Consider the following 24,847-nt stretch of genomic DNA (forward strand, 5'->3'; position numbering starts at 1 on the left):
GTAGACATGCACGCAAACAAAATCAAAATCCATTCATCAATTCATGTTACAATGACATTTATTTTGATAATATTTTGATAAAAAGAGCCGTCATGAGTAAATTATCCTTAATCGTTGATTTACGTTGGTGCTTGGATGAGTTATTAAAGGAAGGTCGCATTGACCAAAAATCATACAATCTTGTCATCACCAGTCGTAATGACCCCACCCTACACCCCATCCAAAATATCGCCCGTTTTAACCTGACAAGCTTGTTAGACCGTCAGATCCTAACTTTGGATAAGCTCAATGCGTGGTTGGCAAACAAAGCGGGTATGGACGTGGTGAGAATTGACCCCCTAAAAGTAGACGTGCCAAGTATTACAGATGTCATGTCCTTTGAATACGCCAAAAATCAGCACATTCTGCCCGTTGCCATAACAGACACCAATGTGGTTATTGGAACTGACCAACCTTTTTATCATGATTGGCATGCCAATATCAGTCACATCGTCCGCCCCAAAACCATAAAAACTGTCTATCTCTCACCTGAGCAGATAAATCGCTATCGTGCCGAATTTTATCAAGTAACAAAAGCTATCGCAGGGGCAGACATCGCCCAAAAAAGAGCAAGTGCGGACGTTACCAATGTAGAGGCCTTGTTGCAACTTGGCGATAATAGCAACCCCGATGCCAACGACCAACATATTGTCAAAGTCGTGGATTGGTTGCTACAATACGCCTTTGAACAGCAGGCCAGTGACATTCATTTAGAGCCACGCCGTGAGATGGGCAAGGTGCGATTTAGGATTGATGGGGTGTTACATACCGTGTATGAGATGCCTGTTGCAATTTTAACTGCTGTTACTGCCCGTATCAAGATTTTGGGGCGATTAAATGTTGCTGAAAAACGCAAACCTCAAGACGGACGACTAAAAACTCGCACCCCAAAAGGGTTAGAAACCGAACTGCGTTTATCTACCCTACCTACCGCTTTTGGCGAAAAACTCGTCATGCGTGTGTTTGACCCTGAGGTATTGGTACGCACCTTTAAAGAACTTGGTCTAACTGGCAGACAGCTAGAAACATGGCACACGCTTACCAATCATTCTCATGGTATTATTTTGGTAACAGGCCCAACAGGAAGCGGTAAAACCACCACTTTATATAGCACATTAAAGCAACTTGCCACAGAACAAGTCAACGTCTGTACCATTGAGGACCCTATTGAGATGATTGAACCATCTTTTAACCAAATGCAGATTAATGCGGCGATTGATTTGCATTTTGCAGATGGCATCCGCTCACTCATGCGACAAGACCCTGATATCATCATGGTAGGAGAGATCCGAGATAACGAGACGGCGGACATGGCAGTGCAGGCAAGTCTTACGGGGCATTTGGTGCTGTCCACCTTACACACCAATGACGCACCCAGTGCCTTAACACGACTGCATGATTTGGGTGTTCAACCATTTTTGACATCAGCAACCATTTTGGGGATTGTCGCCCAACGACTGGTGCGAACACTTTGCCCTCATTGTAAATCCGCCCAAAAAATAGAAGAGAACTCACCCTTAGCCGATGAATGGCGTGGGCTTGTTGCCCCATGGCGGGCACCTGTACCATCCAAAATTTATGTGCCTGTGGGCTGCGATAAATGCCGAAATACAGGTTATAAAGGGCGAATTGGGTTGTATGAGATTCTACCTTTATCCAATGCACTCAAAAAACTTATCGCCAAAGATGCAAGCCTTGATGATTTAAAACGCCAAGCACACTCTGAGGGCGTACTGCCCTTACGCATAGAGGGGGCAAAACGTGTGGCAGAGGGTGTAACCACGCTTGAAGAAGTGTTAAGAGTTGTGCCGTTAAATTGACCGACAAATTATCCATAATTTTGATAATATTTAATCAAGACCAAAACAAAACCCCAAAGTCCTGCTTTGGGGTTTTTAAGTTAGGTGCTTAGATTAGAAGCGATATGTTGCGCCAACTTTAACGATGGGATACCAGGTAGGGTTATTATCTCTGATGGTTTTTTCTAGGTCAGCTTTGAACTCAACATCACTTTGATTTGGAACAGTAGCGTTATCCAAATTCACCTCGGTTTTCCATTTACCAGTATAGGCAGCACCCACCTCACCAAAGAAACCTAAGCGACTGTTGCTGTTAATATTTGGCTTAACGCCCAAAGTTAAGTAAGGGGCTAGGGTGTTACCAGACTTTGCCTTAACGTTAATGTTACCATTAACTTGGTATTCTTTGTTATCAATCTTAATGGTCGCTTTGCCCTCTTGGGAGGTTAGGGTGGCATTAAGCTTGTTGTCTTGCACAATGACACCAGTACCCACGGTCAAGCGGTTTTTCCAAGGACGTAGATTAACACCAAGATAAGGGTTGCTATAATCACCATCAAGTTTTAGTTTACCTTGATAATTTTCCCAATCATTACCCAACACTTTTTTCCAGTTGATGATAGAGTCGCTACCACCAATGTTGTTCTCCACATTAAAACTGCCACCGTTCCAACCAGCAACCACCTCGGTTGATTCGTTGGCTGACCATGCAATGCTCGCTCCATAGCCCAATGTGCCAATTTCGGCGTTGATGGCACCTGGTGTGGTCAGTGTGGTAAATACAGTTTTACCACTGTCTACAATGGTATGACCTGCATTGGTTACGACATTTGCCATGGCAGTACCAGAAAATGCTACCGCGGTGGTTAGCACTGCTAATTTAAAAGTGTTCATCATTTCTCCAAATAAGTAATATAAAAATATATAAACACATATAAACTAAATATTAATTTATATGCTTTTATTTTAATATTAAAAAGCCATAAAATCAATAGTCAATTCAAAGGGATTTGTGATATTTTAATAAATTTCATGTTTTATTATGTAAACGTGCAAATTCAAAATCATGATATGCAATATTCAATACAAACCCAATATAAAAACTCAATAAATATTTGGCTTTATTTTAAGTATGCCTATCTACCTTTGATGGGCAGATGAATCCCCTCTCGCCCATGCAACACACAAACGGCATGAACTTTGGCAGTAGCATGCTCTGACCAAATGGCATTTGCCATGGCAAGCAGTGTTGAGCCTGTGGTTACAACATCATCAACCAGTATCGCATGGCGGGTAGGTAGCGTACCGGTAAGATAAAAATCATGCTTCACATTTTGCAAACGCTCACCACGACTAAGACCACGCTGATGAATGGCATTATCCAAGCGAGAGATGCCCTGCCATATCGGTATTTGCCATAAAAAGGACAAAAATCTCGTCAAAATCAGCACAGGATAAAAACCTCGCTCTACCAAACGAGAGTCTGTTGTCGGTGTTGGAATCAGTACAGCATTATCGGCGTTGATGCCTTGGGGTCGCCTGACATATTTCATCAGATGATACAAAACCATAAGTGATGATACATTCGCTTTATCCTTAAAGACCGTCATGACCCGCTTTAATGGCACCTCATAATAAGCAGCTGCATACAAAGGCATCTCCTGCTTATCATCACGTATGGCAAATATTGGCAATCTATCCGCCCATTGTGCATGGCAATAAATACAAAGTAATGGCGTACGATAAAAAGGGGCATGGTAAAATGGGGCATGCTGGGTTGCATGTTCCATCTTTAAATCAGCTCTGACATCTATCGCTTGTCCACATAACTGACAACACTCATGTATGTATGAAGCAAGCATGGCAAGGGCATATGGGGGCAGACGAGCAGGCAAGGATTATAACCCCATCCAATCATTTAACATCACGCCCACACCCACGGTTGTAGACTCATGATTATAATCAATGATGGATGAGCCATAGCCATGAAACAGCTGAACATAACCACTTACGCCTTTGCCGATGGGGCGAACATAGTCAAGTTGAATCGCTCCTTTGCTGTTCTTAGGATTATAACGCAAAGTGCCTGATACGTTATTACCCTTATCAAACTGATACATAAAACGCACATCACCATAACCATAATAATCCATGATATCAGGATTATCGTTGGGCTTGGAGCCATTGTCCTTTTTTAAGATACGCCCCCACACACGTGGCATGACCGTAAACTTACCCCACTCTGCTCCTGCCATGGCATAGGCACGATTCCACGAACGTGACAGCGGGTCATCCTCACCATTTGAGTGATGCACCACACCTGCACCCAACATACGCAACCTGCCACCAAAGGGCAACTGTGCTGCCACAGGCTGAGTGATGAATAACTCTGGCTCATAATCATGAGCCCTAAATGGACGTGAATTATCTTCGTTATACACCTGCCAGTGCGACTGCTGGGTATAACCAAACCACATGTCTGCGTTGCTGTCAAATAAGTCCTCAGCAACTTTGGATTTAAAAGACACCTGAAATTTTAACTCAGTACTGCGATGCTCGTTTTGGGTATAATTTTGGGTCTTTTGGGTTGGTGTGCCAACCGAGCGGTTGGGCTTGGTATTAACAAAGATTGGCAAGATATACATGGGGTTGTAGGGGCGAGCTCTCCACAGTCCGCCGCTGTTTTTGTCTAAATCATAAGCCAGACTCATCGGAGTGTATCTACCACCATCCACACTACCAAAGCCGCTGGCACTGATGTTAGGACTCATATCATCACTCATCTCATTCATGTCATCGTCTGTTAAAGTCATATCAATGGCCGATGGATACTTGACAGGCTCAATAAAGGCAATTTGTGGACTGCCTTTTATAAGATGTCCAAATGTCTGTTTTAAATCAAGGGGACGTTTTTCATGAAGCACGCTTGGCACCCTACCTAGGGCAATGCTATCAAAACATGCCAAACGCTCACCATCATTTAACACAGACGCACAATCAAAAAACAGCCGTTCATCGTATATGGGGCTTGCAATGTCAAGCTCACTTATCTGCACACGCTCATCAGAGATGGGTAGTATCATCTCTTCTGCCCATGCCTGCCCACTCATGACACCCAAACATGGTAACAAGAATGACACAGCAAGGCTCAATCGCTTTGGAATAAAATTCATAAATATCTCACACAAGCACATAACGCAAATGATGTTAGCCACTCATCAAATAAGAGCGGTACATTGGGCATCATGTATCTAAATCTTATCTAATTTTATCAATCATTATACACTAGAACAAACAGCATATTTTAACAAAAATCAAACATGCTTGTAAATTGTAAATCAAACAGTAATTAGGACGTGCCTACCTTTGGTATTTGTATGAAAAACACAAAAGGCAGGCACACCCTAATTATTTAAAAAATCATCAAAATTTTGCCAATACAGTCTCAAAATCGGTACGCTTAACCTCACCGAGCAGCATGGTTTGTAATTGTCCTTGCTGATAAATGAGCAATGCAGGTGGCCCAAACAGTCCATAACGTGCCAATACGGCTCGGCTGTCGTCATTGGTCTCAGTGATATCCAGTTTAACAACTTGATAATTTGACAGCACCTCGGGGCGGTTGGTAAACAGTGTGCGTTCCATGATGCGACATTCCACACACCAATCGGCGGTTACATCCACCAGTACTTTTTCATGACTGGCGAGAATGGGGTCAAGTTCATCCAGACTGCTTATCTTAATATCTGCCCTAGCATCTGCGATGGTCGCTGTCGCTGTTGTCCCAAGTTTGCTCAAAGGTCGCCATGGGTCATTTGCCCCCATGCTTGCTCCCACCACAAGGCACGCCATCCAAACAACCCCTACCAAGGCAAAGGCATGGGATGCCATATTTTTTATTCTAAACAGCCATACCGCCGTCATCGCAAACCACACCGCCCAAATGACAAGCATGACAGGCGACAGCAGCAGTCGCTCCAACAAAGACAGCGATACCGCCAGTAATAATAATCCACAAAATTCCTTGACACGGTTCATCCACTCGCCTGCTTTTGGCATGAACTTACCTTGTGCCAAACCGATGAACATGAGTGGCACAGACAGCCCCAACCCCAAAGAGAATAAAGCAATAAAACCAAAAGGCACACTACCGCTTACCGAAACCGCCGTCAAAGCTCCTGCCATGGGGGCAGACACGCAAGGCGATACCACCAACGCCGATAACGCCCCAGCAATAAAGCTACCACCGACACTGCCCAGTTTATCGTCAGCAGATTGAGACTTTCTGTGTAAAATGTTTTGCACCCCAGATGGCAATGTTATCTTAACAACATCAAACATATACAAGGCAAGCAAGGCAAAAATAATGGCAAATATTCCCAACACATAAGGATTTTGTAACAGTCCAAGCACACCCAATGCCTGCCCAAACCACGCAATCAATCCCCCCAGTACGCCATAAGCGGTTGCTACGCCCAGCCCATAACTGCCCGACAAAACAAAACCTTTTAAAGCGGTGTTAGATTTGTTGTGCGTTACAATATTAGCAACAATCGGTATCATTGGATAGACACATGGTGTAAAGGATAACAACAATCCTGCCAAAAAGAGCAACAATACCGCCAAAGCAGGGTTTTTGTTAATACCAAAGGGGTCGCTTTGGCTGCTGAGCGCCTGATGATTGGTGTCTAAGGTTGTCTTAGTTTGGGTATTGGTTGAGGTATTGGTTGAGAGATTGACCATACCATCAGAGGTATGACTGTCCAAACCCATATTTGGCTCACCCATGACCCCCCCTTGCTCATCATCAAGCACATGAGTTACCAATGGCGACGATGGGGTTGATGATGTTTGATCAAGCATGGCATTTTGGTTGGTGGATAAACTCACCTCATTTTGATTTGTCGCTGTCTGTCCAGATTGGGCAGGTGCTACATTTGGATTTCTTTTATCCAAAGCATGGTTTGAGTCATTATTTAAGCCAGACCCTGCGTCTTTGGGTGCACCTTTTCTAGATGGGCTTGTCTTATTTGCGCTCTGAGTGCCTGTGTCATTATTTTTTGATGAATCAGAACTGCCTGTCAGATTGATGGTGGTATTTAGCGTCTCAGGAGGATAGCATAGCCCCGCCTTGGCACAGCCCTGCCAGCGGATACTTATCGGAGCATTCGTATCAGCACTGGCGGTCAATTTAACAGTTGCCACCACGTCATCATCAAACACCGCTACCCGTCCAAACTCAGGGTCATCTATCATGGTGTGTGTTTTATTAAATGACCATGTTCCCATGCTCACACCATCAGGTAGGGTCAGTTTGATTTTATCTTTATATACATAATGCCCAGGCGTTACGCCAAATGTGAGTGTGAGTAGGTTGCCTTGCTGATGGGCAGAGACGTTAAAAGCCTGATGAACAGGTAAAAATTTTGATTTGGGTTGCTGGGCGAATAAACTTGATACACTGCCATCGCTTTTGGCGGTATCAGCAGACAGTGCCATCGCTGGCAGGGGCAGAGTCAAAGACAAAGCAATCGCTAGGATGGAAAAACGGGGCGAACAGGTGAATTTTGACATATTTTTAGCCATGATGAAATGATAAAATGGCATAAGCCACAGAAAAAACGGCTTATTATATCATAAGCCGTTTTTGGCGATTATACGCAACTTACACATGATTGTGGATTTTTGTTAATTTTACTTCAAATTTAATTTTGCTTTAAATAAGGCCATGCCGCCCTAAGATAAATCATCATTGACCATAAGGTTAATATCACCGCAACAACCATCAAGGCATAACCCAACATCTCCAAACTCTCCCAGTTAAGCAGCAACACAATAATGGCAATCATTTGAAATGTGGTTTTTAATTTACCCACATATGAGACCGCCACACTGGTACGATTACCAAGCTCTGCCATCCACTCACGCAGTGCAGACACAGCAATTTCACGAGAGATGATGACAATGGCACTAATCGCCATCACGATGTTTGGATGCCACTGTACCAAAACAATCAGTGCTGCTGCCACCATCAATTTATCCGCCACAGGGTCTAAAAAGCGTCCAAATGCCGAACTCTGGTTCAATTTACGTGCCAAATAGCCATCAAGCCAATCGGTCAATGCCGCCAATATAAAAACAAATGTCAGCAAAAAATGACGGAGCATGTTATCGCTGTATTCTAGCATGCCAAGGCGGGCAATGGCGTTATCAGGAATGGCAGGCACACCAATGCCAAGTGCGGGGGGCATGTACGCAATCGCCACGAACAGCGGTATCATGACAATGCGAGCAATGGTTAAGTTATTGGGTAGGGTAAAAATGCTAGTCTTATTAGGCTTATTGTTAGACATGGCAGATTAAAACATGAAAATTTGAGCCTATGATACCCTAAAATGGGGGGCTTTTGTGTAAAAATTTAAGATTTTTACACAGATTTTGGGTAAAATAAAACAATTTTCATATCTGGTTTTGTATCGTCTTATGAGTCATCTACTCCCATCATCACCCACACCCAGTACCCACTTTGATGCCATCATCATCGGAGCAGGAGCTTCGGGGCTTTTTTGTGCTTTTCATCTTGCCCAGCGTGGCAAAAGTGTGCTGGTGCTTGACCATGCCAACAAAGCAGGTAAAAAAATTCTCATGTCAGGGGGCGGACGGTGCAATTTTATCAACATGGACGTACGCCCTGAGCATTTTATCAGTCACAACCCACATTTTGTGCGTTCAGCATTAGCAAAATTCACACCCCATCATTTTATGAATTATATTTATAAACACGGCATTGGCTTTCATGAAAAATCACATGGACAGCTGTTTTGTGATGAATCATCCAAAGATATTCTAAACATGTTACTAAACGAGTGTCGCCATCATGGCGTTACCATTTGGCTAAATACAAAAATTAACACCATCAACAAAAATAATGAATTCATCCTAAGCACACACAAAGACAGCCGTGAGCACATCTTATCTGCTCGCTCACTCATCATCGCCACAGGTGGCTTATCCATTCCCACACTTGGAGCAAGTGGTTTTGGTTATGAGGTGGCAACTCAGTTTGGGCATCATATACTACCAACATCAGCAGGGCTTGTACCATTTACCTTTACCGACCATGTCGGACACATGGCAAAAGCATTAAGTGGCATTAGCACGGATGTCATCGCTTTTAATGATAAAGCCCAATTTGCCCTACCGCTTCTATTTACCCATCGGGGTCTGTCTGGCCCTGCCATGCTCCAACTGTCCAATTATTGGCAATTAGGTGAACACATTCACATTAACCTACTACCACACACAGATGCAGGCAAATTATTAATCAAACACAAAAACGCACACCCCAAACAATACATTCGCACCGCCTTAGCACCATATTTTGCCAAAAAATTATTATTGGCGTTGGAGAGCAACTTTTGGCATACTTACAAAGACAGCGAACTTGGCAATATCAAAGACAAAGAACTCATCACCCTTGGTGATACCTTAAATGACTGGCAAATCAAGCCATCAGGCACCGAAGGCTACCGAGTGGCAGAGGTAACTTGTGGCGGTGTGGATACTTGTGAAGTATCTGGCAAAACCTTTGAAAGTAAGCTGTGCGGCGGATTGTACTTTATCGGCGAGGTACTAGATGTTACAGGTTGGCTTGGCGGTTATAATTTTCACTGGGCATGGGCAAGTGGTTTTGCTTGTGCAATGGCGGTATAAAACCTAACAGATTTTTTGCCATTTTTACACAAAAATGACTTGATAAAATACGCAATCTTTTTTAAAATGCCTTAAAAATACCTTAAAAGCAATCATTGCCTTGGTTTTTAAAAAGCCAATGACAAAAATGCAAAATCAAATACATATTGATTTTAGGAAAATATAAAGCGGATTTAATTTTTAAATAGTTTTTAATAATCTGCCCAAACAAATAGGACGACCCATGCAATTTAAATTTTTGGACAATATCACAGGATTTGGTAAAAAAGATTGGTCAAAACAATGGATAATTGCTTGGTTTATCGTTGGGATGATTGCCCTATTTGTTGGCTTTTGGCAAACCACAGAACGCACAGGGTTTGACTGGTTTTATCTTATTGTCTCATATGTTGGACTTTTATGTGTGGTCGGCTTATCCTTTCGTAAGAATGTCATGGGCAACGGCTTTGGCATGCTTGCCACCATCGGCGAGGTCGTCGTACAAGGCAGTCATGGCGCGATTGGACTCATGCTTGCTCCACTCTTTAACTTTTTTACGCATGTTTGGGGGGTGATTTATTGGAAAAAGAACACCGACATTGACGGCGATATGCTTGTGCAATCAGCAAATAAATATGTATGGATGATTACCATCTTATTTATTGGTATTGGCATTTATTTATTTCCCATCATCAATGATTGGCTGACCACTCATGATTATGCCATTTATCAAGACGATGGCTCTACTTTTATGGGCATTAGCTTTTATACCATTAATATTTTGGCATTTATTTTATCTGTAAGTGCTCAGGCAACTATGATAATGCGATATTCATTTAATTGGTATTTATGGATTATTGTAAATATGGTTTGGCTTGTTGTTAATATCATGACCGCCAATTATATTTTTGCCATTCAGACAATGGTTTATCAAATCAATGCCGTCGTTGGATTGTATGGTTGGTATCGTAGTGAACAAATACATAAAAACAAATTAGGATATGCCCATTATTGATACATTCTTATAATAAGGATATTTTATGAACCCCTTTAAATCCCAAAAACCTTTATCAATTTGGCTGTCTGAATATGCCATCAGCCATCAAAACACCACCAATAAACGCATTCATTATATTTGTGTGCCAATCATCTTTTTGACCATTGTTGGTCTGCTTTATCATATTTCAGGTTATCTGTTGGCAGTTATTACCATAGGTGTGCTGTGGTTTTATATACGCTTGTCTTTATTGTCCTTTATTGCCATGCTTGGCTTTTATGCGATGTGTCTTGGCATTGTCATGTTTGCCCCTGTTGGCATTTGGTTTTGGATTTGGGTATTTATTTTGGCGTGGATTGGACAATTTATTGGGCATAAAATAGAAAGAGCAAAACCGTCTTTTTTTAAGGATTTGCAATTTTTGCTGATTGGGCCTTTGTGGGTAGCGTTTTCACTGCTTGGCAAAATACCTGTCAATAATCAACAAACTCACGCTTGACCGCCCCAAATTTCATCGTGGCTTTTTGTGGCTTTTTGATGATAAAATCATTATAATGCCATGATAATCTATTTACTTTATTGGCGGTGATGGATTTCATCATTTTCTACATTTCATCTAACCACATATGACGCTAAGGAATCATCATGACTCAACTGACCGACGCCCAAATTGCCAGTAACGCCCTAAAAACCATCGCTCCCATCAGTGATGTCGCCCAAAAACTCGGTCTGTCTGATGATGACATTGAACACTATGGCAAATATAAAGCCAAAATCCGCCATACACCAACCACAGGCCATAAAGGCAAGCTAATCTTAGTAACCGCCATCAATCCCACACCCGCCGGTGAAGGCAAAACCACGCTTGCCATCGGTTTGGCTGATGCTCTAAGTGCACTTGATAAACGTGCTGTACTTGCCCTACGTGAACCATCACTTGGCCCTGTATTTGGCATCAAAGGTGGCGCAACAGGAGGTGGTCAAGCACAAGTTATCCCCATGGAGGATATCAACTTACATTTTACAGGGGATTTTCACGCCATCACCAGTGCCAATAACTTACTGTCTGCCTTGATTGATAACCACATTCACCATGGCAACGAACTGGGCATCAACCCCAAAAAAGTGCTGTGGCGGCGTGTCCTAGATATGAATGACCGCTTTCTTCGCCACATCATGGGTGGCATGGGCAAGTCTGGCAATGGCGTGATTCGCCCTGATGGTTTTGATATTACCGTGGCATCTGAGATTATGGCAGTGTTTTGTCTGGCACAGGATTTAGATGACCTAAACGAGCGACTGGGTAACATGATGGTCGCTTACCGCTTTGATAACACGCCTGTATTTGCCAAAGATTTAAAAGCCCAAGGAGCAATGAGTGCCCTGCTTAAAACCGCTTTTGCCCCCAATTTGGTTCAGACCATGGCAGGTACGCCCACACTCATTCATGGTGGGCCTTTTGCTAACATCGCTCATGGATGTAATTCGGTTGTTGCAACAAAGCTTGGACTGGCACTTGGCGATTATGTGGTTACCGAAGCAGGCTTTGGGGCGGATTTGGGAGCGGAGAAATTTTGCAACATTAAATGCCGATTGGCAGAGCTTCGCCCCGATGCGGTTGTGGTCGTGGCAACTGTACGTGCTTTAAAATACAATGGTGGGGTCAGCAAAGATGACTTGACTGATGAAAATCTTAACGCACTGTCTCAGGGATTGCCAAATCTACTAAAACATGTGGACAACATGAAATCCAAATTTGGTCTGCCTGTTGTGGTCGCTATCAACCGCTTTGCCAGTGATAGCGATGCTGAACTTGCTCTAATAGAACAAGCCTGCCATGATGAACATGTGGCGGTGTCGCTGTGCGATGTCTGGGCAAAAGGTGGACAAGGCGGTCTTGACTTAGCCCAAAAAGTCATCGACGCCACGCACACCCCAAATCACTTTACCCTAACCTATGATGATAATACCAATGTCAAAGACAAAATCAGTGCCATCGCCACAACCATCTATGGGGCAAAAGACGTATCATTTAGTGCCAAAGCCTTATCCGATATTGAGATTATTGATAAGCTGGGTTTGTCGCACTTGCCCATCTGTATGGCAAAAACCCAATATTCACTCTCTGATAACCCCAAAGCCTTAGGCAGACCCACAGATTTCACCATCAACGTGCGTGAAATGACCATCTTACATGGGGCAGGTTTTTTGGTTGCACTGTGTGGAGATATCATGAAAATGCCAGGACTGCCCAAAGCTCCTGCCGCCATAAATATTGATGTGATTGATGGGGAGATTGTGGGGCTGTTTTAATCATACTTCATTCATGCCATATCCGCCCATTCATCTTTATCTTTGAACATACACTCATCAAACACCACGCACGAACCACATTTTGGTGAGCGGGCCATGCAGGTATAACGCCCATGCAAAATCAAATAATGATGGGCATCCACAAGATACGCACGAGGAACTCGTGCCATTAGGGCTTTTTCTACTGCCAATACTGTTTTGCCTGTGGCAAGCCCTGTGCGATTGCCCACCCTAAAAATATGCGTATCCACTGCCATCACAGGCTTGCCAAAGGCAGTGTTTAACACGACATTGGCGGTCTTTCGCCCTACGCCCGCCAATGCTTCTAGCTCATCTTGGGTACATGGTACTTGTCCGCCGTGCTTATCTAGCAGAGCTTGGCAGGTTTTTATGATGTTGGTCGCTTTTGAGTTATACAATCCAATTGAGTTGATATAAGTCTTTAAACGGTCTTCACCCAAATCCAAAATCGCCTGCGGCGTACTAGCCACAGAAAACAGGCGAGATGTGGCGATATTCACGCTTTTGTCAGTGGCTTGGGCGGAGAGCATGACAGCGATAAGTAGCTCAAAATCAGATGAGTAGTTAAGTTCAGTGGCAGGCTCTTTGATGTGCTCAGAGAGTTTGGCAAAAAACCGCTCACGCTTATCGGCGTTCATTGGACGAGATGCTGGTGTATTGGCAGTTTTGACAGTAGCAAGCTTAGGCTTTTTGTTTTTTGTGTTTGTGGTGTTTGTGGTGTTTGTGGTTTGGGAGGTTTTAACTTTGGCAATCATAGCAAAGGGCTGGACAAAATCAATGTTGACGATTATTATATCACAACCAAACCATTGTTTATTTTAAAATCTTAATGCCATTTTTATACTCCTCTGATGATTTATCTATATCACATGCCTTTATCAAAAATCACCTCAGATGATTTAAGACCGATTGACAAAAAAACAGTCATCTCCCATCATCGTCATGTTCATTTAAGTCAATTTTGCCAAAGTAATGACTTACCCACACCCATTTATGGCAAATCAAACACTGGCAAACCTTTTATAAAAAATATCCCAGACCTACATTTTAATCAATCCCATTGCCAAACTGATTATGCACTCATATACAGCTTATCTACCAATAACATCGGTGTGGATATTGAAAACATGAACCGCCATTTAAATAAAAATGCCCTTGCCAGACGTTATTTTCATGATGATGAATACCATCTTTGGCAAGGTAGTCAAAATGATACATTATGGTTTAGCTATTGGACAATAAAAGAGGCGGTATTAAAAGCACATGGCATGGGTATTGGTATGTCATTACGTGAATTAAAGGCGGTATTTATGACAGATGATGGTGGATATGTGTGTCATGATAAGATTGGTCAATTTTACTTTAAAAATATATGGATTGATGAATGTGTAATAACGGTAGCATATCCTTTTATTTATGGAGAAGTGAAGATTATTAGATGATGGTTTTATCATTTAATACAAATAATACAAAATAATATTTGCCCAAATTAGCATTTACTTTAATACAGGGCAAATGAATACAGGGCAAATGATTTAATATGGGGAAAATTATTTTTGGCTTTATTTTTTAGATTCGTCATCATCGCTTTGCCAAGCCATAAGCCGTCTGACAATTTTGCCAAATAATGTGTGCTTTTTATAATTACCTTTTTTATTTTTGTCATGAATGGGCATATTGGTCAAGATGAACAATGCTTCATAAATACTACTTACCGCATAAACATGAAACTTACCACACTCTACCGCCTTAACGATATTATCAGGGAGCATGAGTTGTCTAAGATTTGTCATTGGTATAATCACGCCCTGTTCGCCTGTGAGTCCACGCTCAAAACAGACATCAAAAAAACCAATGATTTTTTCATTGACACCACCAATTGCCTGAGCGTCGCCAAGCTGATTCATAGAACCTGTGATTGCCAGTGATTGATTGATGGGCACATCAGCAAGAGCGGACAACAGTACAGCACATTCGGCAAGGGTAGCACTGTCGCCATCAATATGGGCATAACTTTGCTCAAAGGCAAGGCTTGCTGAGAAGTTTAGCTCAGCAAATTGACTAAATAATGACCGTAAAAAACTCGTCATAATCAGCATGCCCTTAGCATGCAAACTGCCCCCAAGCTCCACGTCTCGCTCAATATCAAGAATCTCGCCTGTGCCAAATTTTGGGGCGATGAGTGCGCTAAGGCGTGCAGGCAAACCAAATTCACTATCAGCATAAGCAATCACAGTCAGAGCGTTAATCTGCCCTACTGCGTATCCTGTGGTATTGATAAGTTGTTGTCCGTTTTGAATCTCTTGCCAATATAATTCTTTTAAATAGCCTTTTCTCTCTTTGATGTCATCTAAGGCATTTTTGACGTGAATTTTATTCACCATTTTGGTATGATTTTTATCTTTATTCTTATCTTTGTTAGAATGATTTAAATGAAACTGTCGTGCTGATTCTACCACAAGTTGTAATAATCTATCGCTGTGTAAACCCAATTTATCTTTATCATCGGTATGTATGGATGATTCATCCAATATCGCCCCAAAAGCAGTATTATCAAATATGGGTAATTCATGTTTTTTTATCATATCCGCTATTTTGCCAATGATAAATAATTCGCTGTCATGATTGCGTGGTAAGGTATCATTAAAATCAGCTCGGATTTTAAATAGGTTATTAAATTCAGGTTCAAATTCTAATAATTCATAATATAAATCAGCTTCGCCCAATAATATCACTTTTACCGATAATGGCGTGCTGTCAGGCGATAAAGATACTGAGCCTGTTAGGGTTAGCATTTGTTCTAGGCTTGATATGCTAAGTGATTTTGATTGCAAGGCTCGCTTTAATCCTTGCCAAGCATAAGGATGTTCTAATAGCGATGATGCTTTTAATAACAAATATCCACCATTTGCCTTATGTAATGCCCCTGCTCGTATCATACTGGCGTCTGTCAAAATCGTGCCAAGCTGAGTAATATGTTCAACATGCCCAAGCAAATTGGGATGAGTGGGCATGTCCTCAAAGACAATGGGTGCACCACCATTTGGCACATGACTTACCATCACATTGACATAATAGCGATTAGGAACATTTGCTGTTTTTATCATAAAGTCCTCATCATGCTCTACGATAAATAGGATATTGTCTATGATGTCTTTTTGATAATCATCTAAGTATTGGCTGATTTTTTTATCATGTTTATTGTCATATTTTTTTAAAATAGGAGTTATTAATGGCGTGATAATTTTGATTAATAGTGTTTCATGAAGTTCATCTATTTTTTTATTAACCTCATCATCCATATTATCCAGTTCTATGTTAATTTTGGTAAGTTCTTTTTGTAATTTATCAAGTGCGGTATTATTAATAGGCTTTTTGTCATCAATAGGAACAAATACTGCTTTTTGGTCGGTAGAATGCAATAGAGTTAAATTATGGCTTTTGGCGGTGGCGTTTATTTCATTGAGTAGATTTTTTTCTAGTTTTTGGGCAGATTGTTTAATTGCATTGATGCTGTTTTGATGACTGACACTATTAAATTTGGCGATGATTTTTTTATAAATCTCATGCCAAAGCTTATGCATGTCTTTGGCAAAAATCACCCCTTGACCACTTGGCAAGGTCAGTGCGATGGGGTAGCGTGGCATGCTAAAATTATGCACATACACCAAATCAGGTGGTGTCGGTTCGTGTTTGGCACGTTCGCTAAGTAAGCGTGTGATGAGTGTGCGTTTGCCCAGTCCGTTTTCGCCCACAGCAAAGACATGATAACCATCCGCCTTAATGTCAAGGGCACTGTGTATGGCATTAACGGCTCGGTTTTGCCCAAAATGATATGACATGGCTTGGGCGTGCGTGCTGTCAGATGGTAAGGCATCGGTGTCGGTGTAGCGTTTTAGGTCGGTATGGGGCAAGCGATGGGGGGTAAATTGGTCAGTCATTGTTTCTATTATAAAATACCAAAAAAGGGATATTTTAACAGATTAAAACGTGATAAAATAGCCAATTTAAAATTAACTTATCTTTAATTATTTCACCTTAATTATTTCAACCATTACCTAAAACTGCTACTTTATAACAATGACTTATCATAAGATATCCACCCATGCCGATGATTTTGCTCGTGATTTGGCACATTTTTCCGATAAACTCAATTTAACATTCAGTCAAGTACAAATCAAACAACTGCTTGATTATTTGGATAATTTACTGCTTTGGACAAAGGCATACAATTTGACCGCCATCACCGCTCCACAAGAGGCTTTTACCAAACATATCTTGGACTGTTTGGCGGTGGTGGCAGATTTGCCTTTTTCTGACAAAATGGGCATGAATGTGCTTGATATTGGTACAGGAGCAGGTTTGCCATCTGTCATCATCGCCATCATGCGTCCCGATTGGCACGTTACCGCCTTAGATAGCAATGGCAAAAAGGTGCGATTTATCCGCCAAATGGTGGGCGAGTTGGGGCTTGCCAACGTCAATCCTGTGGCAAGTCGCATTGAAGAGTTTGATGGGCAATTTGATATCATCACCTCTCGGGCATTTGCAAGTCTTGATGATTTTGTGGGTGTTGCCAAACCGCATTTAAAGACAGATGGTGTGCTATACGCCATGAAAGGCAAAGCTCCAACAAGCGAGGATGTGGTAAATTTGGCAGATTGGCAAATTGAAGTCAAATCCATTGAGGTGCCACAAATGAGCGACGAGCGGTGTGTGGTGTATTTGATAGCCAAATAATAGTTAATATATTGATTTAAAAGGTATTTTATGGAAATTATCGCAATCGCCAACCAAAAAGGCGGTGTCGCCAAAACCACAACGGCGGTTAATCTTGCTTGTGCTTTGACACTTATCGGCAAAAAGCGTGTGCTACTCATTGACCTTGATGCACAAGGCAACGCCACAACCAGTCTGGGGCTTGACAAAAATGAGCTCGATTATACGGTGGCGGACGTGTTGCTTGACGATGTGCCACTGGTCAAAACCATTGTGGCAAGTCAGCACCTTGATGTGGTGGGGGCAAACCGTGATTTGGCAGGGATTGACGTGTCGCTTGCGGACGTAGCGAACGCTCCGCTTTTATTAAAAAATGCCCTAAAAAACGCCAAGCCAGACTATGACTATGTCATCATGGACTGTGCTCCAAGCCTTAGCATGCTGACCGTGAACGCCCTTGTCGCCACAGACGGCGTGATTATCCCCATGCAGTGCGAGTATTTTGCCCTAGAAGGTATTGCTGACTTGATAGACACCATTGAAAAGCTCACTCAAATCAACCCCAAACTGCACATTCGTGGTGTGGTACGAACAATGTATGATAGGCGAAGTACGCTTGCCCAAGACGTGTCGGCAGAGCTTGAAAATTATTTTGGCGAAAAATTGTACAAAACTGTCATCCCAAGAAGTATTCGCTTGGCTGAGGCACCAAGTTTTGGCAAATCCATTTTTGAATATGAAAAATCATCCAAGGGGGCAATCGCTTATCATCAGCTCATGAATGAAGTGTTGGGGCAGTCACATTCTTAGCCACACCCTACACAATGGGTTTTTTACGATAAAACAAAATCCCTGGAATGGACAGTCCGAGTACCAATGCTGAGATGACAAAAAGTGCCTCAAAAAAGTACGTCATCATCATCACAAACAGTTCCATGCCAAACCCAAAATACCCTATTTGCACCATGGTTACCATCGCTTTATAAGCCACAATGCCTGGCATAAGAAAAATCACACTTGGCACGATGAGTGCTTTTGGTGGTAATCCATGTCGCTGGGCAAAATACACCCCCAAAAAACTTGGCAGCATCGCCCCAAAAAATGTCGCCACCGCCAAATGACTGCCCAGTGCCAACAACCCCATTTTAGTAACATAGCCCAGCACTGTCATCATAAGGCACAGTCCAACATAAGATTTGGGCAATGTAAGCATCAAACACCATCCTAGTGTAATCATACACGATAGCCCCACATTCATCAGCAGTGTTAATACATTCATCACAGACCCCAATGCGGTATGCGTAAAAAAATCAACGCAATAACAATACCTACGCACGCCGACAACGTCAACATGGTAGCGAACATCCATCGCCCTAAGCCCATGTTAATATACCCCTTTAAAATATCTGACAAGGCATTAATGATGGGAAAGCTCGGCACAAGTAGCAACACGCTAGATGCCACCGCCACATCAGCATGAATTCCCAGTTGTAAAAAATAAGTCATCGCTCCTAGCAAAGTCGCCACAAAGGCGGTGATGATGACCACCACAAAAGGGTTAAAATGGTGAGCAGATAGGTACATGCGGGTGTGCATGGCACAAAAACCTGCCACAAGCGTAACAAATGAGATGACCAAATCACCCCCATTTAAATAAGCAAAGCAGGCACAAGACATGCCCACAAAGAACGCCGTGAGCATGTTGGGATATGTCGTACGATCAATGCCATCTAACTGCTTTTCAATGTGAGTAACGGTGTGTTCATCTCGCTCATCTGAGTGTCTTTGATGTTCTACGTTTAAAATGATTTGCTGAATTTGTACCAAAATATTGATATTAATCCCTTGATGAACGGTATTTCGCACAGTCGTGATACACTGTCCATGATAGAGCGTGGTGAGCGTGATGGCATTAAAAGACAATCCACATTCCACAGACCCAACACCCAACGCCACACCCAAACGTTTGGTCAAATCTACCACAACCACCGATTCCGCCCCATATTGCATGAGTAATAACGCACAGCGAACACACAAGCGAGTGATTCGCTGCTGTTCTTCGTACGATAAATAAGGCAACTTTTTGACTAAGCTCACATCAGACATGGCGGATGGATAAGATTAAATGGATAAGGATAAGAATAAGGTAATTATTGTAATCTAAAATGAACGAAAAATATAGCATGGGTTTGGCATATGCGATAAAAAACGCACCCAATATCATCAAATGCGTTTTCTATCATATTAAGCGTACTAAAATCACATGAATTATAATTTGGAGGTCAGCTCAGGCAATGCCACTTGATAATCCGCCTCCAAGAAATAATCTGCCACACTGGCAATCGGTGCCTCAGGGTCGGTGTTAATCGCCACAATGGTTTTAGAGTCTTTCATGCCTGCCAAATGCTGAATCGCCCCAGAGATGCCCACAGCAATGTACAGTTGTGGAGCAACAATTTTGCCTGTTTGACCCACTTGCAAATCATTAGGCACATAGCCTGCATCAACTGCCGCACGAGACGCACCAACAGCAGCACCCAACTTATCTGCCAGCGGTTCAATGTATTTGGTAAAATTCTCACCACTTGACAACGCTCGTCCACCTGATACCACGATGTTGGCAGAGGTTAACTCTGGACGGTCAGATTTGGCAAGCTCTTCGCCCACAAAACTTGATTTGCCACTATCACCGCCCACGCTCACGCTCTCAACAGACGCGCTACCGCCTGTGGCAGGTGCCGCATCAAATGCTGAACCACGCACACTTAGCACAATTTTATCCTCAACTGATTGTACCGTTGCTATGGCATTACCTGCATAGATGGGGCGTTCAAAGGTTTTTTCATCAACCACGGCGGTGATGTCTGATACCATGCTAACATCAAGCAAAGCTGCCACACGTGGCAAAAAGTTCTTGCCTGTTGTTGTTGCAGGGGCAATGATGTGGCTATAATTACCAGCAAGCTCCACCACCAATGGGGCGATATTTTCAGCAAGGGCATTGGCAAAAGCAGGATTATCAGCAAGCAACACTTTGCTTACCCCTGCCACTTGGGTGGCACTATCAGCAACGGCTTGGGCGTGTAAGCCTGCCACCAATACATGAATATCGCTGTCAATTTGACCAGCAGCGGTGATTGTCGCAAGCGTGGCGGGTTTTAATTCTTGGTTGTCGTGTTCAGCATAAACCAGTACAGTCATGATTATATCCTCTTTTATTTTAAAATGGTTGTCATTGATTTATAATGTGTTGGGTAAATTGCAATTCGCCTTCACCCATCAGAGGCATCAACGTTATGTTCATTCTATAAGCCCAACATTTATCTCAACATTTTTTATTAAATTACCTTGGCTTCATTTTTGAGTTTGTCAATCAACTCATCAACACTACCCACTTTCACGCCTGCACCACGCTCAGCAGGGGCTTTGACTTGCAAAGTGGTCAGTTTTGATGTCATGTCCACACCAAAGTCAGCAGGAGTTTTGATGTCCAACGGTTTTTTCTTGGCGGCCATGATGTTAGGCAGTTTTGGAAAACGTGGTTCATTAAGACGCAAATCTGTGGTAACAACCGCAGGCAGTGGTAAGGTAACCGTTTGTAAGCCACCATCCACTTCACGAGTAACGTTGACTTTACCGCCATCAACTTTAATCTCAGATGCAAATGTGCCTTGCCCAACATCCATGAGAGCAGCAAGCATTTGACCTGTTTGGTTATTATCGTCATCAATGGCTTGTTTACCGAGCAAAATCAGCTCTGCCCCCTCATTTTGTGCCACGCCTTTTAGGATTTTGGCAACTTGTAACGGATAGGGCTTGGCATCGGTTTCAACAAGCACTCCACGGTCAGCACCGAGTGCCAATGCTGAACGAAGCTGTTCTTGGGACTGGCTTGTACCAACAGATACCGCAATAATCTCACTTGCCACACCCGCCTCCTTTAAGCGAACCGCCTCTTCAATGGCAATCTCACAAAATGGATTCACACTCATCTTGGCGTTAGTCAAATCTATGCCAGATTCATCCGCCTTAACACGCACCTTGACGTTATGGTCAACAACACGCTTGATGGCAACTAGTACTTTCATGATTACTCCGTTTTTTGGGTTTAAAATTCAATAAAAATATATCACATTTATCAGCTTTATGCCATGCTAGATTGTCTAAAATTTACAAATTTTGGTCAAATACTTAACGTGAATGAGCAGTCATTTTTATTTTTGGGGTGTTTGGATAATAGGAAATGGCATTTTTTTAAAATCATATTCCACAAGGACAACACAAGGACAAATTGCAATTTGCTACACGCTCTTCCAACATATAATCCTTTAACTTCAAAATACATCAATGACAGTAAGGTGCGTATCACGCACCTTACCATGCGACAAATGAATTTTTTAAAATTTAGCATGGGTGCAAATTGGGGTTAATTGATCGTATATTACTAAAATAACAAAAAAGCACCCAAATTACTTTGAGTGCTTAGCCAATGATATTGGCAATTAGATTTTTTCAATCTCTTCGGCTTGTGGGCCTTTTTTGCCTTCGCCTAGAATGAACGCCACTTTTTGACCTTCGGCCAGGGTTTTAAAACCAGAACCAGTAATGGCACTGTAATGGGCAAATACATCTTGACCGCCTGCATCTTGGGCGATAAAACCAAAACCTTTGGCTTCATTAAACCATTTAACAACACCAGTAACTTTGTTTGACATGAGAGTTTTCCTTGAAAATTGGGAAATAATGGCAAAATGCCGTGAAAATATTTATGTTGCCAAAACCGCAAAATAAGTTAAAGATACGACGCTTAAACTCTACATCAAACCGTTAAGTTACCTTAATGGTTCAGTAATAAATCTAACATACGCCCTGATACCAGCACTCGTCCGCAAGTTATCAAAGTCGTTTTTTCGCACAAAGGCGAGTAAAACACAATATATGGTACATAAACTATGGTAAATAAATACCATACGACTATTATAACAAAATTTTACCAAAAAAGGGGATTTATTTTTATAAATTTTACAAAAAAGATAAATTGGTGTAGGGCAAAGCAAGCATACCCACGCAAAGCACAGCAAAGACCAAAGCAAAAGACTGTGAATAAGTCAAGTATTTGTTTGGTAAAACAATCTCTTTTGGGTCATCTGGCAAGTCATCACCGATGAGTTTTGCTCCTTTTATCCAGCTTAGCAGTGAATACACGCCATACACCACAGGCACGCTCATCAGAACACCATCAAATTCTAAAAAGTATAACGCAAGCCCCGACACAATAAGCCATGATGATGTCAAAATACTGATGACAGCAAAGAAGTTGTTTTGGGGTATTTTACCACCATTACGAGCAACCCACGCTGACTCCACCCAAATCAAGATGGCAATGATGAGACTTGCCAAAATATATAAAATGACAAAATCGGACAAACTGTTTAAAAAGTGGTGAATATTATAAAGAATGTTATGAGCCATCATCAAAAATAAATCTGCACAAATGGGTTATTATACGCCGATTAGTGCATACTGACAAGGCATTAAAAGAACAACCGCCCACACGGACGGCTGTTCTTAAAAAATAAAGTACCTAAAAGTGCTTAGTTTTTCTCTTTATCAATGATTTTGTTGCCACCAATCCATGGCATCATCGCACGAAGTTTTGCCCCCGTTTTTTCAATCTCATGCTCAGCAGTATTACGGCGACGAGCCGTCATTGATGGGTAGTTAAGCTGACCCTCACTGATGAACATCTTGGCATATTCGCCTGATTGAATGCGTTTTAACGCATGACGCATCGCTTCACGAGATTGCTCATTGATGACTTCAACGCCTGTTACGTATTCGCCATATTCTGCGTTGTTAGAGATTGAATAGTTCATATCGGCAATACCGCCTTCATACATCAAATCAACGATGAGTTTTAGTTCATGCAAACACTCAAAGTACGCCATTTCAGGGGCATAACCAGCTTCAACCAAAGTCTCAAAGCCCATTTTAACCAGCTCTACCGCACCACCACAAAGAACGGCTTGTTCACCAAACAAATCGGTTTCGGTCTCATCTTTAAAACTGGTCTCAATGATGCCAGAGCGACCACCACCCACGCCAGCAGCATAAGACAGAGCCACTTGCTTGGCATTGCCTGACGCATCACGCCAAATGGCAATCAAGTCAGGGATACCACCGCCTTTGACAAATTCAGAACGGACGGTATGACCGGGGGCTTTTGGGGCAACCATAATCACATCTAAGTCTTTGCGTGGCACAATTTGGTTATAGTGAATGGCAAACCCATGTGCAAAGGCAAGCGTTGCCCCTTGTTTGATGTTTGGTTCAATGTCATTTTCGTACAATTGCTTTTGAAATTCATCTGGGGTCAAAATCATCACCACGTCCGCACCAGCAACAGCATCGGCAGTTTCGGCAACGTTTAGACCAGCATTTTTGGCCTTTTTCCAAGAAGCAGAGCCAGCACGCAAGCCCACGGTTACATCAACGCCTGAGTCTTTTAGGTTTAGGGCATGGGCATGACCTTGTGAGCCATAGCCAATGATGGCAACTTTTTTGCCTTGAATGATGGACAAATCACAATCTTTGTCATAATAGATATTTAAGCTCATACGAGTTTCCTTAAATAATGCCCGTAATTTAAGGGCGTGGGTTAATTAAAAACTTATTCTGTTTAGATAATTATTGACTTTTTTATCAAAAGAAAAAATTACGCTATTATCAATGATGCGATAAGCAATTAACAAGCAATCCATAGAAGTTTCTTTAAAAATTGATAAGGATTTTAGGATAACTGACTTATTTTCACTTTCAATCACATCATTTTCAAATAGTATCAAAAGTTTATCAGCAATCAATGCTCCGTCAATTTTATAAACGCTTTGTAATACGTGAATGACTTCATAAATGACGGCATTTAAACAAATCACATCATTATCATCAATGATTTGCTTGGCTTGTTGGCTTAATATATCGTGGTCTTGCAATAAAAAACGCAACAAAATATTTGTATCAATCAATGCCATATTTTTTTCCTGATTGCCATCTCTACCGCTTGTTCTTCTTTTGGCATTAAGTCAGAATTCGCAAATTGTGCCAACCCCCCTGCAAAATCGGATTTTTTGGTTGGCTTTGATGCAAATTGATGTAAGGGCATTAAATGCACCTGCTCATCTTTGACAATGACTTGTAGTTGTTTTTCATCTTTGATGTATGCCTGCACCATTGGCGGTAGGCTGGCAAGCTCTATAATCATTTTTAT

Annotated in this window: 25 protein-coding genes; 8 read left to right on the top strand and 17 right to left on the bottom strand. The window is 42.1% G+C overall.

Going from position 1 to position 24,847, the window contains the following annotated elements; translation table 11 throughout:
• The first annotated feature begins 92 nt into the window (after positions 1-92).
• Positions 93-1,859 carry a GspE/PulE family protein gene (locus A7456_RS09420; RefSeq protein WP_067010049.1) on the top strand — a complete coding sequence of 589 codons (1,767 nt, stop codon included), beginning with the start codon at positions 93-95 and terminating at the stop codon, positions 1,857-1,859.
• A gap of 93 nt (positions 1,860-1,952) precedes the next feature.
• On the opposite strand, the gene A7456_RS09425 is transcribed toward A7456_RS09420, so the two are convergent.
• The 5 genes from A7456_RS09425 to pgsA all read right to left on the bottom strand — a co-directional run bounded on the left by A7456_RS09425 (position 1,953) and on the right by pgsA (position 8,191).
• On the bottom strand, positions 1,953-2,732 hold the full coding sequence (locus A7456_RS09425) for a hypothetical protein (protein ID WP_067009849.1): 780 nt from the start codon (positions 2,730-2,732) through the stop codon (positions 1,953-1,955).
• A gap of 242 nt (positions 2,733-2,974) precedes the next feature.
• Complete coding sequence (locus A7456_RS09430; RefSeq protein ID WP_067009852.1) at positions 2,975-3,733, bottom strand: ComF family protein; 759 nt, start codon at positions 3,731-3,733, stop codon at positions 2,975-2,977.
• A 3-nt stretch (positions 3,734-3,736) separates the two neighbouring features.
• The gene (locus A7456_RS09435; RefSeq protein WP_145916111.1) at positions 3,737-5,011 is read right to left on the bottom strand and encodes a phospholipase A; all 1,275 of its coding nucleotides are present in this window, start codon (positions 5,009-5,011) and stop codon (positions 3,737-3,739) included.
• 250 nt (positions 5,012-5,261) lie between these two features.
• Positions 5,262-7,412 carry a cytochrome c biogenesis protein CcdA gene (locus A7456_RS09440; protein ID WP_158512518.1) on the bottom strand — a complete coding sequence of 717 codons (2,151 nt, stop codon included), beginning with the start codon at positions 7,410-7,412 and terminating at the stop codon, positions 5,262-5,264.
• Between the two features lie 131 nt (positions 7,413-7,543).
• Positions 7,544-8,191, bottom strand: coding sequence for a CDP-diacylglycerol--glycerol-3-phosphate 3-phosphatidyltransferase (gene pgsA, locus A7456_RS09445; RefSeq protein ID WP_067009858.1), 648 nt, complete (start codon positions 8,189-8,191; stop codon positions 7,544-7,546).
• Positions 8,192-8,321: 130 nt separating this feature from the next.
• Here pgsA and A7456_RS09450 point away from each other — a divergent pair, with 130 nt between their 5' ends.
• From A7456_RS09450 to A7456_RS09460, 3 genes are all read left to right on the top strand, one after another.
• Complete coding sequence (locus tag A7456_RS09450) at positions 8,322-9,551, top strand: BaiN/RdsA family NAD(P)/FAD-dependent oxidoreductase (protein ID WP_067009861.1); 1,230 nt, start codon at positions 8,322-8,324, stop codon at positions 9,549-9,551.
• Between the two features lie 223 nt (positions 9,552-9,774).
• Positions 9,775-10,545 carry a nicotinamide riboside transporter PnuC gene (gene pnuC, locus A7456_RS09455; protein ID WP_067009864.1) on the top strand — a complete coding sequence of 257 codons (771 nt, stop codon included), beginning with the start codon at positions 9,775-9,777 and terminating at the stop codon, positions 10,543-10,545.
• Positions 10,546-10,570: 25 nt separating this feature from the next.
• On the top strand, positions 10,571-11,026 hold the full coding sequence (locus A7456_RS09460; protein ID WP_066891409.1) for an Mpo1 family 2-hydroxy fatty acid dioxygenase: 456 nt from the start codon (positions 10,571-10,573) through the stop codon (positions 11,024-11,026).
• On the opposite strand, the gene A7456_RS11950 is transcribed toward A7456_RS09460, so the two are convergent.
• Complete coding sequence (locus A7456_RS11950) at positions 11,001-11,129, bottom strand: hypothetical protein (protein WP_265091063.1); 129 nt, start codon at positions 11,127-11,129, stop codon at positions 11,001-11,003. The two genes, A7456_RS09460 and A7456_RS11950, sit on opposite strands and share 26 nt — an antisense overlap.
• Positions 11,130-11,172: 43 nt before the next feature.
• Between A7456_RS11950 and A7456_RS09465 the strand changes: the two genes are divergently transcribed.
• Positions 11,173-12,840: a formate--tetrahydrofolate ligase gene (locus tag A7456_RS09465; RefSeq protein WP_067009867.1), complete on the top strand. Its 1,668-nt coding sequence runs from the start codon at positions 11,173-11,175 to the stop codon at positions 12,838-12,840.
• An 11-nt stretch (positions 12,841-12,851) separates the two neighbouring features.
• Here the strand turns inward: A7456_RS09465 and nth are convergent, their stop codons facing one another.
• Positions 12,852-13,499: an endonuclease III gene (nth, locus tag A7456_RS09470; protein WP_067010055.1), complete on the bottom strand. Its 648-nt coding sequence runs from the start codon at positions 13,497-13,499 to the stop codon at positions 12,852-12,854.
• A gap of 231 nt (positions 13,500-13,730) precedes the next feature.
• On the opposite strand from nth, the gene A7456_RS09475 reads away from it, so the two are divergent.
• Positions 13,731-14,303: a 4'-phosphopantetheinyl transferase family protein gene (locus A7456_RS09475; protein ID WP_158512519.1), complete on the top strand. Its 573-nt coding sequence runs from the start codon at positions 13,731-13,733 to the stop codon at positions 14,301-14,303.
• 120 nt (positions 14,304-14,423) lie between these two features.
• On the opposite strand, the gene A7456_RS09480 is transcribed toward A7456_RS09475, so the two are convergent.
• Positions 14,424-16,802 carry an ATP-binding protein gene (locus A7456_RS09480; RefSeq protein WP_067009871.1) on the bottom strand — a complete coding sequence of 793 codons (2,379 nt, stop codon included), beginning with the start codon at positions 16,800-16,802 and terminating at the stop codon, positions 14,424-14,426.
• A 139-nt stretch (positions 16,803-16,941) separates the two neighbouring features.
• Between A7456_RS09480 and rsmG the strand changes: the two genes are divergently transcribed.
• Both rsmG and A7456_RS09490 read left to right on the top strand, forming a co-directional pair.
• Positions 16,942-17,601, top strand: coding sequence for a 16S rRNA (guanine(527)-N(7))-methyltransferase RsmG (gene rsmG / locus A7456_RS09485; protein WP_145916112.1), 660 nt, complete (start codon positions 16,942-16,944; stop codon positions 17,599-17,601).
• 30 nt (positions 17,602-17,631) lie between these two features.
• Complete coding sequence (locus tag A7456_RS09490; RefSeq protein WP_067009877.1) at positions 17,632-18,390, top strand: ParA family protein; 759 nt, start codon at positions 17,632-17,634, stop codon at positions 18,388-18,390.
• Between the two features lie 7 nt (positions 18,391-18,397).
• Here the strand turns inward: A7456_RS09490 and A7456_RS09495 are convergent, their stop codons facing one another.
• The 9 genes from A7456_RS09495 to A7456_RS09535 form a co-directional block, all read right to left on the bottom strand.
• Positions 18,398-18,859, bottom strand: coding sequence for a threonine/serine exporter family protein (locus A7456_RS09495; protein WP_067009879.1), 462 nt, complete (start codon positions 18,857-18,859; stop codon positions 18,398-18,400).
• Entirely contained in the window at positions 18,859-19,686 is an 828-nt protein-coding gene (locus tag A7456_RS09500; protein WP_067009882.1) for a threonine/serine exporter family protein, read from the bottom strand. Before A7456_RS09500 ends, A7456_RS09495 begins: the two co-directional genes overlap by 1 nt.
• A 162-nt stretch (positions 19,687-19,848) precedes the next feature.
• Complete coding sequence (locus tag A7456_RS09505; RefSeq protein WP_066888111.1) at positions 19,849-20,781, bottom strand: electron transfer flavoprotein subunit alpha/FixB family protein; 933 nt, start codon at positions 20,779-20,781, stop codon at positions 19,849-19,851.
• A 137-nt stretch (positions 20,782-20,918) separates the two neighbouring features.
• Positions 20,919-21,668, bottom strand: coding sequence for an electron transfer flavoprotein subunit beta/FixA family protein (locus A7456_RS09510; protein ID WP_067009885.1), 750 nt, complete (start codon positions 21,666-21,668; stop codon positions 20,919-20,921).
• Positions 21,669-22,082: 414 nt separating this feature from the next.
• A complete protein-coding gene (locus tag A7456_RS09515) occupies positions 22,083-22,295 on the bottom strand; it encodes a cold-shock protein (RefSeq protein WP_066888116.1) in 213 nt (70 codons plus the stop codon).
• A 307-nt stretch (positions 22,296-22,602) separates the two neighbouring features.
• Positions 22,603-23,007, bottom strand: a complete 405-nt coding sequence (locus tag A7456_RS09520; RefSeq protein WP_067010058.1) for a hypothetical protein — start codon at positions 23,005-23,007, stop codon at positions 22,603-22,605.
• Between the two features lie 167 nt (positions 23,008-23,174).
• Complete coding sequence (ilvC, locus tag A7456_RS09525) at positions 23,175-24,197, bottom strand: ketol-acid reductoisomerase (protein ID WP_067009888.1); 1,023 nt, start codon at positions 24,195-24,197, stop codon at positions 23,175-23,177.
• Positions 24,198-24,242: 45 nt separating this feature from the next.
• Positions 24,243-24,611, bottom strand: a complete 369-nt coding sequence (locus A7456_RS09530; RefSeq protein ID WP_062498101.1) for a PIN domain-containing protein — start codon at positions 24,609-24,611, stop codon at positions 24,243-24,245.
• Positions 24,602-24,841 carry a hypothetical protein gene (locus tag A7456_RS09535; protein WP_067009891.1) on the bottom strand — a complete coding sequence of 80 codons (240 nt, stop codon included), beginning with the start codon at positions 24,839-24,841 and terminating at the stop codon, positions 24,602-24,604. The genes A7456_RS09530 and A7456_RS09535 overlap by 10 nt, the downstream gene beginning before the upstream one ends.
• Positions 24,842-24,847 lie beyond the last annotated feature (6 nt).

Source organism: Moraxella nonliquefaciens (assembly GCF_001679005.1).
Taxonomy (GTDB): Bacteria; Pseudomonadota; Gammaproteobacteria; order Pseudomonadales; family Moraxellaceae; genus Moraxella; species Moraxella nonliquefaciens.